At 71.8% G+C, this 16,107-nt stretch carries 9 protein-coding genes, 1 pseudogene and 1 riboswitch; of the genes and pseudogenes, 8 read left to right on the plus strand and 2 right to left on the minus strand.

The window, feature by feature from the left end:
- The first annotated feature begins 78 nt into the window (after positions 1–78).
- Positions 79–2,685 (plus strand): transglycosylase domain-containing protein, encoded by a 2,607-nt coding sequence (locus ACH35V_RS23595; protein ID WP_395975133.1) that lies wholly within the window; start codon positions 79–81, stop codon positions 2,683–2,685.
- A gap of 43 nt (positions 2,686–2,728) precedes the next feature.
- Here ACH35V_RS23595 and ACH35V_RS23600 read toward each other — a convergent pair whose 3' ends face one another.
- Positions 2,729–3,109 (minus strand): hypothetical protein, encoded by a 381-nt coding sequence (locus ACH35V_RS23600; protein ID WP_395975134.1) that lies wholly within the window; start codon positions 3,107–3,109, stop codon positions 2,729–2,731.
- Positions 3,110–3,159: 50 nt separating this feature from the next.
- A riboswitch (SAM riboswitch) is annotated at positions 3,160–3,277 on the plus strand.
- A 40-nt stretch (positions 3,278–3,317) separates the two neighbouring features.
- On the opposite strand from ACH35V_RS23600, the gene ACH35V_RS23605 reads away from it, so the two are divergent.
- The 4 genes from ACH35V_RS23605 (at position 3,318) to ACH35V_RS23620 (ending at position 9,334) form a co-directional block, all read left to right on the plus strand.
- A complete protein-coding gene (locus tag ACH35V_RS23605) occupies positions 3,318–4,646 on the plus strand; it encodes an aminotransferase class V-fold PLP-dependent enzyme (protein ID WP_395975135.1) in 1,329 nt (442 codons plus the stop codon).
- A gap of 101 nt (positions 4,647–4,747) precedes the next feature.
- A complete protein-coding gene (locus ACH35V_RS23610) occupies positions 4,748–7,870 on the plus strand; it encodes an SseB family protein (protein ID WP_395975136.1) in 3,123 nt (1,040 codons plus the stop codon).
- The gene (locus ACH35V_RS23615; RefSeq protein WP_395975137.1) at positions 7,867–8,235 is read left to right on the plus strand and encodes a hypothetical protein; all 369 of its coding nucleotides are present in this window, start codon (positions 7,867–7,869) and stop codon (positions 8,233–8,235) included. The genes ACH35V_RS23610 and ACH35V_RS23615 overlap by 4 nt, the downstream gene beginning before the upstream one ends.
- Positions 8,236–8,347: 112 nt before the next feature.
- The gene (locus ACH35V_RS23620) at positions 8,348–9,334 is read left to right on the plus strand and encodes a hypothetical protein (protein ID WP_395975138.1); all 987 of its coding nucleotides are present in this window, start codon (positions 8,348–8,350) and stop codon (positions 9,332–9,334) included.
- Between the two features lie 11 nt (positions 9,335–9,345).
- On the opposite strand, the pseudogene ACH35V_RS23625 reads toward ACH35V_RS23620, so the two are convergent.
- Positions 9,346–10,158, minus strand: a pseudogene (locus tag ACH35V_RS23625) (TrmH family RNA methyltransferase).
- Positions 10,159–10,805: 647 nt separating this feature from the next.
- Here ACH35V_RS23625 and ACH35V_RS23630 point away from each other — a divergent pair.
- The 3 genes from ACH35V_RS23630 to ACH35V_RS23640 all read left to right on the plus strand — a co-directional run.
- Positions 10,806–13,262: a substrate-binding domain-containing protein gene (locus ACH35V_RS23630; RefSeq protein WP_395975139.1), complete on the plus strand. Its 2,457-nt coding sequence runs from the start codon at positions 10,806–10,808 to the stop codon at positions 13,260–13,262.
- 344 nt (positions 13,263–13,606) lie between these two features.
- Positions 13,607–15,097, plus strand: a complete 1,491-nt coding sequence (locus ACH35V_RS23635; protein WP_395975140.1) for an RNA polymerase sigma factor — start codon at positions 13,607–13,609, stop codon at positions 15,095–15,097.
- Positions 15,098–15,306: 209 nt separating this feature from the next.
- A partial coding sequence (locus tag ACH35V_RS23640) for an RNA polymerase sigma factor (RefSeq protein ID WP_395975141.1) occupies positions 15,307–16,107 on the plus strand: 801 nt, incomplete at its 3' end.

Here is a 16,107-nt window from a genome sequence, read left to right on the forward strand (position 1 = left end):
CACGGGACTGTGCATTGGGCGGCCCATCCCATCGATCCCCTCAGGTATCGTCGGTAACGCATTATTCACGGGGGGCTTGTGAGCGACGGCAGAAAGGGTCCGGAGGGCGAGGAGCGCACCGGGCCGGGCGAGGCGGAGCTGCATACCGCCGAGGTGGCGCCGCCGGCCGGCGAGGACGGTCCGACGACCGCCACGCTGACCGTGCACACCGGAGAATCCGCCCAAGACGCGGAATTCACCCGCGAGAACGACATATCTCAGAACGGCGACAAGAGCGACGGCGACGCCGTCCCGTCCGCGGACGGGGCCGAATCTCCAGGCGCCGATAACACCGACGACAGCCACGACACCGACAAGACCACGACCGACGCGGCCGAGACCGCGCCCGCGACCTCCGGCGACGTGACCAAGGTCGACGCGGCGGACGAGCCGGCGGGGGCCGGTGTGCGGGACGCGACTGGGGCGTTGGGTGTCGGAGAGCCCGGGAACGGTGATACCAAGACCATGCCCGCCGTCGCGTCGTCCAAGCAGGGAGGACCGCCCGGTCGCGGGCGGGGGCCGGGAGGCGGCGGCGACGGCAAGGGGCCGCGCAAACCCCGGAGCCGCCGGTCGCGCTACCTGCGGCGGGCCCTGTTCGTCCTGCTCGGGCTCATCGGGTTCTGCGTCGCCGCGTTCGGCGTCGCCTACATGTTCACGCCGGTCCCGTCGCCGCAGGAGCAGGCGATCGCGCAGGGCCCGACGTTCTACTACTCCGACGGCAAGACGCAGATCGCGAAGACCGGCGTCAACCGCGACGCGGTCAAGCTCGACCGCATCCCGAAGAGCACCCGCGACGCGGTGATCGCCGCGGAGAACCGCGGCTTCTACGACGACCCCGGCGTGTCCGTCTCGGGCACGACGCGGGCGCTGTGGTCCACGGTGAGCGGACGGCAGCTCCAGGGCGGGTCGACGATCACGCAGCAGATGGTCCGGAACTACTACGGCGGCATCGGCAAGGAGGTCTCCGTCACCCGCAAGCTCAAGGAGGTGATGGTGTCGCTGAAGGTCGGCCGGGAGAAGTCCAAGGACTGGATCCTGGAGCAGTACCTCAACACCATCTACTTCGGCCGCGACGCGTACGGGGTGCAGGCCGCCGCCAAGGCCTACTTCGGCAAGGACGTCTCGGAGCTGACCCCGGCCGAGGGCGCCTACCTCGCCGCCGCGATCCAGCAGCCCAGCAACTTCGCCGACCCGTCCGGGGCGCAGCGCGTCCACGCCGAGCAGCGGTGGCGGTCCGTCCTCGACAACATGGTGCGGGACGGGGCCGTCAACCCTGCCGAGGCGATGTCGATGAAGTTCCCGGTGCCGCAGAAGGCGCACATCACCGACGTCCTCAAGGGCCAGCGCGGCTACATGGTCAACGTGGCCAAGAAGGAGCTCATCGAGCGCCGCGGCTACAGCGAGGACGAGATCAACCGCAGCGGGCTGAAGATCACCACGACGTTCGACAGGCGGCTGATGGACGCGCTGCGGCGGTCGGTGAACCAGAACACCCCCGAGGGGATGAACAAGAAGATCCGGACGGGCGCCGTGTCGGTCGACCCGGCGACCGGGCAGGTCCTGGCGTTCTACGGCGGCCGCGGCTACCTGGAGGAGGCGCTGAGCAGCTCCTTCGGCGAGTGGGCGCAGGCCGGGTCCGGGTTCAAGCCGATCGCGCTGGCCGCCGCCCTGGAGGACGGGAAGTCCCTCAACTCCACCTACGACGGAAGCTCCCCGCAGTACTTCGCCGGCGACCCCGTCGAGAACAACGGCAACGAGAGCTACGGGACGGTGAACCTCGTCACCGCCACCCAGCGGTCCGTCAACACCGCGTACGTGAACCTCGGCCGGGACATCGGCAACAAGAAGATCGTCGAGATGGCCGAGAAGATGGGGATCCCCGCGTCGCAGATGAAGGCGGAGCAGCGGGCCGCCGCGACGCTCCCGCTGGGCATCGTGTCGCTGCGTCCCGTCCAGCAGGCGGGCGTGTACGCGACGTTCGCGGCCGAGGGCGTGCACCGGACGCCGTTCGTGGTGAAGGCCGTCACCGACAACGAGGACCACGAGCGCACGTTCACCGAGAAGGGCGAGCGGGCGCTCGGCCAGCAGAACGCGCGGGACGCCACGTACGCGATGCAGCAGGTCGTCCGCGGCGGCACCGGGACGGGCGCGCAGCTGCCCGACGGCCGCGACGTCGCCGGCAAGACCGGCACGACCGACGAGGGCCGCGCGATCTGGTTCAACGGCTTCATCCCGCAGATGGCGACGTCCGTGGCGATGTTCCGCAGCGACGGCAAACCGCTGAACATCCCCGGGTACGGCGCGTTCGGCGGGCAGCTCCCCGCGCAGATCTGGCGGACGTACATGGGCGACGCCGTGAACATCAAGAGCTACGAGCCGGAGTCGTTCGGGTCGCCGTCGAGCCGTCCGGGCGGCGGCTGGACGGGCCCGCCGGACGGCCTCAGCCCCGGCGGGACGGAGCCGCCGGACACGGGCGGGCCGCCCGAGCCCCCGCCGCCCACCGACGAGCCGGACTTCCCGACTCCGCCCACCGACCTGCCGACCATCCTCCCGCCCGACCCCGGCGACCCCGATCCCGGCGATCCGGGCGACCCCGATGATCCCGGCGGAGGCGGCGGCGGAGGCCGCCCAGGCGGCAACGGCTGACCACACCCGGCGGGACGGCTCCCGCCGGGACGCGCGGCACCCCTTACTCGCAGGCTTTTCCTATGCTGCCCGGGGTCTGGTTCATCACGGTGTCGAGCTGCGCGACGTCGCCGGTGCCGACGGCCGGGGCGGCCGCGCGGAGCTTGCCCGCCTCGGCCTTGAGCGCCTTCTTCAGGTCGTCGTCGCCGGTCTTCTTCGCCAGCGCGTCGAGGCGTCCGGCGAGCTGCTCCGTCGCCTGCCGCCAGCGCGCGGGCTCGGCCGCCGGGATGGTCCTCACCTGGGCGATGTACTGCTGGAACGCCTTCTTGGTGTCGGCGCACACCTGCCCGGTGTCGCCGCCCAGCGCGCCGCACCCGCCGAGCAGGCCGGACGCGCCGAGCATCGCCGCGCCCGCGGCCAGCGCCCGAGCCATCCCGTGTCGCATCGCATCCTCCCGGTTGATCCCCGTCCGGCCCCGCATATACTTCCGCATGAGGTCATGAGCGCCAGCGCCAAGCCCCGGCTTGCTGGCCGGCAACCCTTCGTCCGCGATGGGGTGCCCCGGGTGAGGACCTGGCCGGACGCAGCATCCGCGTTCCGGCAAGCGCGGATCCCGGCGGATTTCCGGGGTCCCTGACCCGGAAGGTCCCGGCATGCCGACGCTGCTCGCCCGCTCCGCTCACTCCGTTCCGCCCGCTCACTCCGTTCCGCCCGCTCGCGACGCCATCACGCCTGCTGTGACGCCCGCCGAGGGGGCCCGGGTTCAGCCGGGCCCGCGCGTCATCGGCGCGGACGTACCGGTGCCCGTGCGGGACGGACGCCACGTCCCGTACGCCAACCTCGACTACGCCGCGAGCGCGCCCTGTCTGGAGGCGGTGCACGAGGCGGTCACCCGTGCACTGCCGTACTACAGCAGCGTGCACCGCGGCGCCGGTTACACCTCGCAGGTCACGACCGGGGCGTACGAGGAGGCGCGGGAGACGGTCCGCTCGTTCGTCGGCGGCTGGCGTCGTTCCGCCGTCGTGTTCACCCGCAACACCACCGACGCGATGAACCTGCTCGCGCACGCCGTCCCCGCCGGGACGAGCGTCGTCGTCTTCGAGACCGAGCATCACGCGAGCCTGCTGCCGTGGCGGCGGGCCGTGCGGCTGCCCGCGCCCGCCACCCCCGCCGAGGCCGTCTCCGCCGCCGACCGGGCCCTGCGCGAGTCCCCCATCGGGTCGCGGCTGCTGGTCGTCACCGCCGCGTCCAACGTCACCGGCGAGCTGTGGCCGATCGAGGAGCTCGCGCAGGTCGCCCGCCGCAACGGCGCCCGCATCGCCGTGGACGCCGCGCAGCTCGTCCCGCACCGTCCGATCGACATGACCGCGCTCGGCCTCGACTACGTCGCGTTCTCCGGGCACAAGCTGTACGCGCCGTTCGGCGCGGGCGTCCTCGCCGGGCGCGCCGACTGGCTCCGCGCCGCCGCCCCCTATCTGAAGGGCGGCGGCGCCAGCGCGTCCGTCGGGCGGACGACCCGGTGGGCGGCGTCCGCCGAGCAGCGGCACGAGGCCGGCTCCCCGAACGTGCTGGGCGTCATCGCGCTCGCCGCCGCTTGCGAAACCCTGTCGGACCTCTGGGAATCGGTCGCCGCGCGCGAGGAAGCGCTGGTGAAGAGGCTGCGGGCCGGGCTGGCCGCGCTGCCGTCCGTCCGCGAGCTGACTCTGTGGGGCGACCGTGCGCCGCGCGTCGGGATCGTGTCGTTCGTCGTGGACGGCTGGAACGCGCGAGACGTGGCGCTTACCCTGTCCGATGAGTACGGCATCGGCGTCCGGGACGGGAAGTTCTGCGCCCACCCCTTCCTCAGCCACCTGCTAGGTGGGGACGACCCGGGGTGCGCCGCGGGCCGGGACACCGCCGTCCGCGCCAGCCTCGGCATCGGGACGAGCGAGGAGCACATCGACCGCCTCCTCACCGCCCTCGCCGGGCTGACGGCCCGCTGAGCTGCGCGGACTCCGGCGCCGCCGAGTGAAGATGCTCTTTGGTCCTGTTCGCCCATGTAGCGTAGACAGTCGCGCGGGGACGAGCACGGAAGAAACAGGGGGTGGCGACCGTGGCCGACGCGTGGCGACCCACGTCGGATCTCGAGCACCGGCTGGAGGAGACCGTACGGGCCGGAGACCAGGAGAGTTACTTCCGGCTCCTCGCGGAGAGCGAGCTCGTCGTCCCCGTCCCGCCGGACGTGGCGGACGGGATGCTCGCCAACGAGACGCAGCCGTCCTGGCCGACGCAGGAGGAGGACGGCCGGGTGCACGTGCTCGTGTACACGTCGGCGTCGGCGATGCGCGCCTGCCTCGGCCAGACCTACCAGCACTTCATGACGATCAGGTTCGGTGAGATCGCCGAGACGTGGCCCGACGACCGCTGGTGGCTCGCCGTCGACGTCCCGGCCCGGGGCGTCGGGACCGTCCTGCCGATCGAGGCGCGGCTGCCGTCCTGGTTCGTCCGGCAGGTCGCCGCGGGCGACGGCCGCCCGCCGCAGGTCGGCCGCGCGGCGGCGCCCTGGGAGGAGCTCCGCGACCAGCACCGCGACCTCCCCCGCGAAGCGCCCAGCGAACCGTCCCACGAGGCGTCCCGGCAGGAGTTCCAGCCCGCGAACGAGGTGGAGCGCGACCTGCTCCGCGCCGCGGCCAACAACGACCACGACCTCTTCCTGCAGACGCTGGCCGCCACGGACGTGCTGCTCCCCGTCCCCGACGACACCGACTACACGCTGCGTCCGGGACGTCCCGGTTTCCCCTGGCAGACCCGGGAGGTGGACGGCTCCACCGTCGTGCCCATGTTCACGTCCCCGGAACGGCTCATCGAGGCCGCCCACGCGGCTGGGACCGGCACCGAATACATCAAGCTGCCGTTCACCGTCGCGCTGCGCTACTGGCCGAACCACGACTGGCTGCTCGCCATCAACTCGGGCTCCCCCGCGGGCGGCACCATCCTCGCGCAGCAGCTCCCCGGCCTCGCCACCTGGGCCGACCAGCGCGCCGCGCAGCAAATGACGGAGGGTTTCGACCCGCAGAACGACATCGAGCAGCAGCTCTTCGACGCCGCCCGCCGACGCGACACCGACACCTTCTTCGCCATCCTTCTCGGCGCACAGGTCCTCGTCTCCGCCGATCCCGACACCCCGTGGGGCATCGACCCCGGCGACCCCGGGTTCCCGTGGCGGCCCGTGCCGGTGCACGGCCGCACGTCCATCCAGATCTTCACGTCCCTGAAGTGGATGAACGAGGCCATCGGCTCGTCCAGGTTCGTCATGCCGAGCCTCGTCGAGATGGTCGCCGCCTGGCCGGACACCGGGTGGACGCTCGTCCTCAACCCCGGCACGCCGATCGACGCGACCATGCCCGGCGACCAGGTCCGCTCGCTGCGCGGGCCGGACGCGGCGGCGACGCCCCCGTCCGCGTCCACGCCACCGCCGCCGGAGACACCGGCCGTCCCGGTCGCGCCCGCCCTCCCCGCTGAGCCCGCCCTCCCCGCTGAGCCCGCCGTTCCGATTGCGCCCGCTGTCCCTGCCGTCCCCGCTGAGCCTGACGCACCGGCCGCGCAGAGCCCCGTCGCCGGTTTCCCCGGCGATACGGCGCCGGAACGTCCGCGCGGACGCCACGCCGGACCACCCGAAATCCCCGACGAGGTACCTCAACCTGCCGAAACATTGCTGAGCGCCCCAGACGCGCAGAGCGCTCCTCCGCCCGCCGAAGCCGCACCGCAGCCCGCCCTTGACGAGCCTGTGCCGAGCACGAGCGCCGCCGGACCGGACGTCCCCGCCGAGTCCGCCATCTCCGCCGCACTCGGCTCGAACGTGCAGGAGAGTTACCCGGCCCCGTCCGAGATTCCGGAAACGAACGAAACACCGGGCAGTCCCGCCGCCGATCCACAGGACGCGCACCCCGTCCCGCATGTCCAAGAGGTGCCGGAGGCAGTTGCGGAGCATGCGGAAGCGTCCGGCGAACCGGGCCTTCTCAGCGAGACCGCGCCGCATGTCGATGCGGACACGGGCGAGGACACCGTGCCGAACGGACGGCCGCTGCGGGCCGTCCGGGAACCGGAGCCCGAGTTCGAGGCCGGGAACCGGATCGACCAGGAGCTGTACGAGGCGGCGTCGACCGGCGACTCCGACGCGTTCCTGCGGGTGCTGCTGAACGCGAACGTGCTGGTCCCGATCCCGGAGGACGCGCCGCTCGAAGTGACGCCGATGCAGTACGAGTTCCGGTGGGACGCGGCGCTGCGGACCGAGTCCGCGGTGCAGGTGTTCACGTCGCTGGTGCGGCTTCGCGAGGTGCTGCCGGAGTCGCGGTTCGTGTACGCCGACTTCCGCGAGCTGATCGGCGCGTGGCCCCGGGACGAGTGGGCGATGCTGCTCAACCCGGGAACGCACATCGGCGCGTCGCTGCGCGGCGACCAGGTGCGGGAGCTGAGCGAGTGGGCGGCGCGGGTCGGGCTCGTCCCGGCCCGGCCCGAGGTCCCCCCCGCCCGGCAGGACGTTCCGTCCGTCACGCAGGAGGCTCCGTCCGTCGCGCAGGAGGTTTCGTCCGTCCGGGAGGAGGTTCCTTCCGTCCGGGAGACCGCGCCGCAGCCGCGGCCGGAACCGGTGCCGCAGATGGCGCCCGACCTCGATGACCGGGGCGCGGCGCCGTCCATCATGCAGAAGGTCGTGCCGCACGGGCATGTCGCCTGGTACCTGGAGCAGGGCTACGACCGGGTGGGCGGCTTCGTCCACCTGACGAGCGACGTGGGAGAACTGCAGGCGCCCGTCCAGCTGTACGAGGCGCTGGGGCTCCTGTACGAAGGGTCGCCGTTCTCCCCCGGCGACGAGGGCGTGTACGTCATCCGCTGGCCCGCCTATTGTTCCGGCCTGTACCGCATCCCGTTCGGCGGACGGGACGAGGAGGAGCTGTCCACCTGGGGCGACGCCGGATGGGTGATCGAACGGCCGCCGTTCGTGGGCGGCGGCTTCGCGCCGGGCAGCGCCGGTTCCATCCGCGAGTACAAGGTGGACAGCGTCCGGCTGCCGTTCGGGGCGGAGATGTACTACCTCGGCGGCGACCGGTCCGAGCGGTTCGTGGCCATGTACGACCCCGACCGGCTCGCCTGGCTCCGGCCCGACGCGAGCGCGGACGCGTCCGGCGGACGGGACGCTTCAGGCGGACGGACGGAGGCCGCGCAGTGATCCGGGACGGATACGTCGCGCGTTGGCTCGGCCGCGACTTCGAGGCGGCGCCCGGCGCGGACGCCGAGGTCAGGCTGTACGCGCCCGCGCCCACGGACGGGTTCGAGGAGCTGCGCCCCGGACGGTACCGCCGCGTCGTCCCCGCGTCCGAGATCGAGGACCTCCGCTACGTCCGGACCACCTGCCGCTGGCGCGGTGAACGCTTCGTCATTGTGGGCGAGCACGAAACCTGGCTGCGAGTCGAATATTCAGGGGGACGCGCTCCGGTCGCCGAAAGTCTCGGGCTAGACCGCATCGACCTGGGAATCTGGCAGACCTGGGCCCCCAGATCGGAAGTTGAAGACGTTCGTGAAGAGTTCACATGATTCCGGATGGGGTTGATTTGGGGCTTAGTTCCGTGTTCGCTTGTGTCCCGAGGCGATCCCTCGAAGCGATGACACATGCGCTCAACGGCGACGCAACGGAGGTGCTGCGGCAGTGATCTGCCGATCAGCGGTCATACCCACCATCATCGGACTCGGCGCGGCCGCCGTGGTCGCCGCCGGCGGCGCGTCCGCCGTAGCCGGTTCGGCGGACCCGACGCTGGGCATCACGGTCACCGCAGAGGCGAGCAACGTGGGGGCCGACAAGGAAGCGAAGGTCGTCACGAAGGTCGTCGTCGAGGGCGGTACCCCGTCGAAACTCGAGGTCACCGGCGTCAAGCTGACACCGGACCCCGCCAAGGGGAACCCCAAGGTCAAGAGCGGTTGCGACGGCGAGCCCGCATGCAACCTCATCGGCGCGGACGGGAAGCCGCAGCCGGTCGAGTCCATCGTGAAACTCGACGAGGCGATCACAGGCAAGGTCACGGTGACGCTGGCGGTCACCGTCGCGGGCAAGGTCGACGACAAGGATGTGACGGGAACCGGCAGCGGGAACGTGATATTCGCCCAGCTCCCGGTCGACACCTCGCCACCGCCAACGAAGACCACGCCTCCGCCGACGAAGACCAAGACGCCGCGCCCGACGAAGTCGAGTTCGGGGAATCCGCCGTCCACGTCGTCCGGGAGCGGCGGTTCCGGAGGCACGAGCAGCGGTTCAGGCGGCTCCAGCAGCGGCGGCTCGTCCGGTCCCGGGACGACGGGCGGAGTCATCCCGCCGGCGCCGAACTCGTCGTTCGACCCGCGGAACCCGCAGGTGGCGCTGCCGCCGATCACGAGCCCGAACGCGCCGAACCCGTCGGTGGCGCCGGGTCAGGTCGCGTCGCCGCAGAGCCGGCTGCAGGGGAACAAGTCACCCGTCGCGCAGGACCTCACGTTCGAGCGGATGGCGAGCACGCAGATCGCGTGGCTGGCCGCGCTGATGGTGGCGTTCTCGCTGTTGCTGACGCAGGCGCGGCTGGGACGCAAGCGCCTGCCGGCCGCGGCCGCGAAGCGGACGAAGGGCGAGCACCGGCGTCCCCGCCGCGGCACCTTCGGCAAGTGATCAGCGCCTGATCAGCGCGTGAGGCTGTAGCAGGCGATCGCGGCGGCGGCCACGACGTTGAGCGAGTCGACGCCGCGTTCCAGCGCGTCCTCGCTCATCGGGATGCGGACGCGGTGGTTCGCCTCGTGCAGCCAGCGGGACGACAGCCCGTCCCCCTCGGAACCCAGCAGGAGCGCCCTGCGTTCGGCCGTCTGCACCTCGTCGATGGGCACGGCATCGGGCGCGGGTGTCAGGGCCAGAAGCTGGAAGCCGTGTTCGCGCAGCGTCGACAGCCCGTTCCGTCAGTCGGTCATGCGCGCGTACGGGAGCGCGAACACCGCGCCCATGGAGACCTTGACCGAGCGGCGATACAGCGGGTCGGCGCAGCGCGGCGCCAGCACGGCGGCGTCGACGCCGAGGGCCGCCGCGCACCTGAAGATGGCCCCGATGTTCGTGTGGTCGACGATGTCCTCGCAGACGATGACGCGGCGCGCGTCGGCGACGACGGCGTCGACGGTGGGGAGCGGGAGCCGTTCGAGGGACGCCAGCGCGCCGCGGTGGACCTGGAAGCCGGTGACCGACTCCATGGTGGCGTCGTCGGCGACGTAGACGGGGGCGTCGAGGCCGTCCAGGACGTCGGCGAGCGGCTCGAACCAGCGGCGGGCCATCAGCAGGGAGCGGACGGGGTGGCGGGCGGCGACCGCGCGGCGGATCACCTTCTCTCCCTCGGCGACGAACAGGCCGTGCTCGGCCTCCAGGCTCTTGCGGAGGTTCACGTCGCGGAGCCGCACGTAGTCGGCGAGGCGCGGGTCCGCGGGGTCGGAGACGGGAACCAGGCTGGCCATCCCCCAAGTCTCCCGCAGCCGGCCGGGAGCACGGACGCGCCCTCTGCCCCGCACCGCGTATCGCCTGTCAGGCGCCGATAGATGATGACCATGACATGCACCGTTCCCGAACAGCCTCTTTGGACGGGACGACGATGTCGGCTGATCAAGGAATGCCGCAGAAGGGGCGCAGGCACGGCGCCCTTCGAGGCGCGCCACCGCCTCCTCAACACGCGTCAACTTCTGGGTGGAAAATGCAGGACGGCGAAACCCGGGCGTGATGGCCGCGCGGGGCGAGCGGGCAGCGTCGCGCGACCTTTCCGGAATCCGATTCGGTCTCGGTAGATCTCATCCCTGGTTCTCGCGGTGACTGTGATGGTTCTCTCCGTCGCGGTCCGTCCGACGTGCGGGAACCCGCTCCACAGGAGCGGGAGCAAGTCCGGATCCGGCCGAACGGCGAGGCCAGGGGGCCGTCCCGCTGCCGGAGGGCGTGGGGCGCGCGTAGCGCTGCGCTCGCTGGGCGTGACGGCTGCGGGCGGCTTCGCCGACGATGAGACATACGCGCATGACCTGCGTCATTATCACTTTTGAGTTCTTTGTAACCTCTAGTTCGTACTACTACAGTGCCGGGGAACATCGGTGGGTTTCTGGTGAATCGAGGGCAGGGCATGAGCGGACGTCATGGCAATGACTTCCCCGAGGGGCCGGGCGAGGGCGGCTACGACCCGTCCACGCCCGTCTTCGGCCCGGCCAACGACGGGTCCTCCGACTGGTTCGGGGCGCGGGACAGCCAGGGCCGGCCGATCGGGCAACCGCCCGCGGGCCCGCAGGGGACGCCGGCGGGGCCCCCGCCCGGCTCGCCCACGTCATCGGGCGAGACGCCGGAATGGTTCACGCCGCGCCGGTCGGGCGAGCAGCCCGTGTACGGATCCGGCGGCTACAGCGGCGCCCAGGAGTCCGGCGGTTACGGCGCCGCCTCGGAGTCCGGCGGGTACGGTGGCGCTCCGGAGGGGGGCGGGTACGGGTCGGGAGCCGGCGGTTACGGCTTCGATGAGCCCGCCGCCGAAGGCCGGCAGGGGCCGCCGTCCGAGAGCTCCCCGCTCGCCGGGACGGGATACAGCGAATACGACTCCATCCGCAGCTCCGACGGAGGCCGGGCGGCGTTCTTCGGCGGCGGGGCCGGCGGGGTGGGCGAATCCGGCGGTTACGGCGGCGGACCAGGCGGATCAGGCGGTGGCGGCGGCGGCTACGGTGGCGGATCGGGAGACTACGGCGGGTCCGGCGACTTCGGCGGGTCCGGTGGTTACGGCGGATCGGGCGGTTACGGCAGCGGGTCGGGCGGTTACGAGTACGGGCGGCGCAAGCGCAAGCGGAGCGCGTCCGCGCTGATCGGGCCGATGGCGGGGGCCGTGGGCCTGGCGCTGCTGCTGGGCGTCGGCGTGTACGCGTTCGCGGAGAGCGGGAGCGGCTGCTCCGGCGACGACGCGATGAACCTGACCGTCGCGGCCGCGCCCGACATCGCGCCGGTCGTGGAGAAGGCCGTCGGACGGTTCAACGACTCCAAGCAGAAGGCCGACGGCAAGTGCGTCGTCGCGACCGTGAAGAAGGCGGAGCCGGCGACGGTGTCGACGCTGCTGTCCGGGCAGGGCGTGGCGAACCCGTCCAACGAGCGTCCGGACGTGTGGATCCCCGACTCGTCGCTGTGGGTGTCGCTGGCGCAGTCGAGCGGCGGAGGCGGCGGGGGCGGCGGCCAGAACGGCGGCCAGGGCGACGCCGCGGCCACCACCAAGACCAAGACGTCGGTCGCGTCGAGCCCGATCGTCGTCGGGCTGCCGCAGTCGCTCGCGGCGCAGCTGAAGCAGCAGGGCATCACCGCGAGCCCGTCCTGGGACAACCTGCTCAAGGCCGCGGGCGGCGTCGCGGGCGGCGCGGTGACCAAGAACCAGATGATCCCGGCGGGCTCGGTGCGGCTGGTCGCGCCCGACCCGATGAAGAACGCCGCGGGCATGGGCTCGCTGATGATCACCAACACGCTGCTGGCCAACGACCCGAACCGGGACTCGATCTTCACCGGCATCGTCCGGACCGTGCGGGAGAGCACCGTCCCGAACGTGGCGGCGGAGTTCACGCACTTCCGCAAGGGCCGCACCGGCAAGCAGCCGATCTCGCTGTCGTCCGAGCAGGCGCTGTGGAAGTACAACGGGACCGGGCCGGAGGAGCCGGCGGTCGCGCTGTACCCGCTCGAAGGCACGCTGTCGATGGACTACCCGTTCACCGTCACCAGCGCGGACGCCGGCGAGCAGGAGGGCGCCCGCCTGCTGGAGAAGGCGATGAGCACCGAGGCCACGCGCAGCGACGTCCACGCGCAGGGGTTCCGCACCCCGGACGGCAAGGCGCCGAACGGCTTCGACCAGAAGGCCGGCGTCAGCCCCGCCCGGCCGCGGCAGCTGCCCGCGCCGAAGAGCGCCGACGTGGCGAAGATCATGCAGGCGTGGTCGAAGCTGACGCTCGGGCTGCGCATGCTCGTGCTGATCGACGTGTCCGGCTCGATGGCCGAGCAGGTCGGGCCGAACCTCAACCGGCTGCAGGCCATCGCGCAGGTGTCGCAGGGCGGGCTGAGCATGATGTCGGACGACACCGAGCTCGGCCAGTGGCTGTTCTCGACGAACATGACCGGCGACAAGCCGTACAAGGAGATGATCCCGATCGGCCCGCTCAGCGACCGGATCGGGTCGACCACGCGGCGCGGGCTCTTCCTGTCCACGCTCCAGCAGATGCGGCCGAAGCCGGACGGCGACACCGGCCTGTTCCGGACGCTGCTCGCCGCGTACAACGGGATGAACAAGAGCTACAAGCCGGAGTTCGGCAACTCCATCCTGCTGCTCACGGACGGCAAGAACGACGACCCCGGCGGCCCCACGCTCCAGACGACGCTGAACCAGCTCAAGGGCATGCAGGACCCGAACAAGCCGATCCAGGTCAACATGATCGGGTTCGGCAAGGGCGTGGACCGCAACGAGCTGGAGCAGATCGCCCAGGTGACGAACGGCAGCGTCCAGATCGCGATGACGCCGGCGGAGATCCAGAAGATCTTCCTGAAGATGCTGTCCCGCCGGATCCAGTGACCGCCATCCGGTGATCATGCGATTGCGCCAGGTAGTTCTGGATTTTTTCCTTCGATCCGTGTCAACCGTGCGCGCGCGTCGGCCGTCAATTCAAGTGGAGGCCCGACGGGGAGCGGGGCCGTCGGGCCTCCGACCCGCTTTCCCCCTGGCCCGCGTCCAGGGTGAGTGAGCCGTCGTCATTCCCGGCGGACCGGCTGGGTGCGACCCCCGGCAAGCCGGTTGGAACGGCTCCCAGGCCCCGGGCCGGAAGGCAGGGGCAGGGAGAGCGCATTCGCTCCCCATTGGATCATCAAACCCGTCCCTGATGCGGACGAGGATGCTGACTCAGCCCGCAGGAGGACCTTGTGTCCGGATGGCCCAATCTCGACCGCGCCGACGACGAGCGCCTGGCGCGGTCGCTGGCCGCAGGCGATCCAAGTGCCCTCATCCAGGTCATGGATCGTTACGCGGCACGCCTGTACGACTACTGTCACGCTCTGCTGCGCGACCAGGACCAGGCGGCCGGCGCGCTGCACGACGCGCTCATCGCCGCCTACGCGCACGTTCCCCTCGTCCGCGAGCCCGACCGCTTCCGCGGCTGGCTGTACGCGCTCGTCCGCAACGAGTGCATGCGGCGGCTGCGCGGCCCGGACCGTCCCGCCGACCGGCGCGAGGCGCCCGAGGTCGAGGAGGGCTTCCTGGACGAGGCCGAGCTGGCGCAGCGGCAGGAGGCCCGCCACTTCGTCCACGGCGCCCTGTCGGGGCTGCGCGGACGCGAACGCGAGGCGCTCGACCTCATGCTCCGGCACGGCCTGGACGTCGTGGAGATCGGCGGCGTGCTCGGCATCGACGCCGAGGCCGCCACGGACCTGTCCGGGGAGGCCCGCGCCCACCTCGAGGACGCGCTCGCCGCGGCGTCCATCGCCCGCGACGGACGCGACTGCCCCAGCGTGTCCGCGCTCGCCGAGGACGGCGGGTGGCCGCTGCCGCCGGCGATCGTCCGGAAGCTCGTCCACCACATCGACACGTGCCCGACCTGCATCGCGCGGCGCGACCGGACGATCTCGGCGGCGCGGTTCCTTCAGGTGCTGCCCGTCGCGATGATGCCGACCGACCTGCGCGGCCTGGTCATGGCCACCGCCACGGACCCGGCGCTGGCCTCCGACCTCGCCGCGATCGCGCACCGGGCCGAGCCGTTCGACGCCTGGGGCTGGCCCGTCAGCATCGACCGCGCCGCCCCGCCCACCGCGTCGAGGAAGGGCGGCCCGCGCGCGCTCTGGCCGGTGCTCGCGGCCGTCGCGGCGGTGGTGCTGATCGTGGCGGGCGCGTTCTACGTCATGTCCGACTCGCCCGGCGAGGGGACGAACGCCCAGGGTTCGCCGAGCGGGCCGTCTGCGTCCATAGGCGACTCGGCCGTGCCGACCGATTCCGAGGAACCGTCACCGACGCCCACGGAAACCGAAACCCCCACCCCCACGCCCACCAGCGCCACCCCAACACCAACGCGCACCCGCCGCACCCCCACCCCCACACCCACCCGCACCAGGCCCCGAAACGGGCAGCTGAGAGTCGGCCCCGCCGCATGCAACCTCAACGGCGTGGGCGACGAGTGCACGATCACGGTGCAGGCGGTGGGCGGGTCTGTCAGATGGTCGGCGTCGGGCGGGGCGCCGCTCAACGTGAGCGGAGGCGGCAGGCTTTCCAACGGCCAGCCGGGCTCCGCGACGGTGCGGCTTGCCGAGAGTTGCAGCGGATCGGGTACCGGGACCGTTGTCTTCTCTCCCGGCGGCGAATCCCGCTCCATCTCGTGGGAATGCCCGGACACCGACGGCGGTGGCGGAGGCGGCCGGAATTAAACGTGACCTAGATCACATTTTGGGTCCGGAGGGCCTTGCTCACTAGGCGAGACGGCCACGGCGTGTGCCGCTGCCGTCACTGAAATCCGTTCATAGGGGAGAAATCTCAGCAACTTGGTGGCAAGATCAGGCAACCAAGAGCGGGCCGGCGGGCGTCGCCGCTCACGGGGGCACGATCAAGAACACCGAATTCGACTGGGAGGGTTCCCGTGGCCGGTGAGCCAGGGCCCGGGCGGGACGACGACCTCAGGCTCGCGAACTCGCTGCGAGCCGGGGACGTCATCGCGCTGACCGAGGTCTACGACACCTACGCGCCGTTCCTCTACGACTACTGCCATGGGCTGCTCCGCGATCGCGTCGAGGCGGCCGGCGCGCTGCGCAACGTCGTCATCGCCGCCCGCGAGCACATCGACCGGCTCACCGAGCCGGACCGGCTGCGCGGCTGGCTGTACTCGATCGCCCGCAAGGAGTGCATGCGCCGCCGCGACAGCCCGAACCGGCACACCGGGCAGGAGGCGCCGGAGGCCGACGACGACCTGACCGACGAGCAGCTCGCCCGGCGCGAGGAGCGCAGGCTGCTCGCGCACAGCGCGCTGGCCGCGCTCAACGGGCGGCAGCGCGAGGCGATAGACCTGTCGGTCCGGCACGAGCTGGACGAGGTCGACCTGTCCGGCATCTTCGGCATGCCGCTGGAGGAGACGCTCGCGCTGGTCGAGAAGTCCCGCGAGGACCTCGCGAGCGCGCTGCACGCGTCCCTCATCGCGCAGAACCACTGGAAGGACTGCCCCAGCGTCTCGGCGCTGACGGAGTCGTGGCCGCTGTCCCCGCAGACGTCGGCGTCGCTCGTCCGGCATGTGGCGAGCTGCCCGGTGTGCGGCGAGCGCGAGACGCCGCCGCTGCCGACCGACCGGCTGCTGTCCGTCCTGCCGATCGCGGCGATCCCCGCCGAGCTGCGCCTGGACGTGCTGACCGCCGCCACCGCCGAGGACCGCGCCGGGAACCGCCGCGCC

This window comes from Actinomadura sp. 1N219 (genome assembly GCF_044326405.1).
In the GTDB taxonomy this organism is placed as follows: Bacteria; Actinomycetota; Actinomycetes; order Streptosporangiales; family Streptosporangiaceae; genus Spirillospora.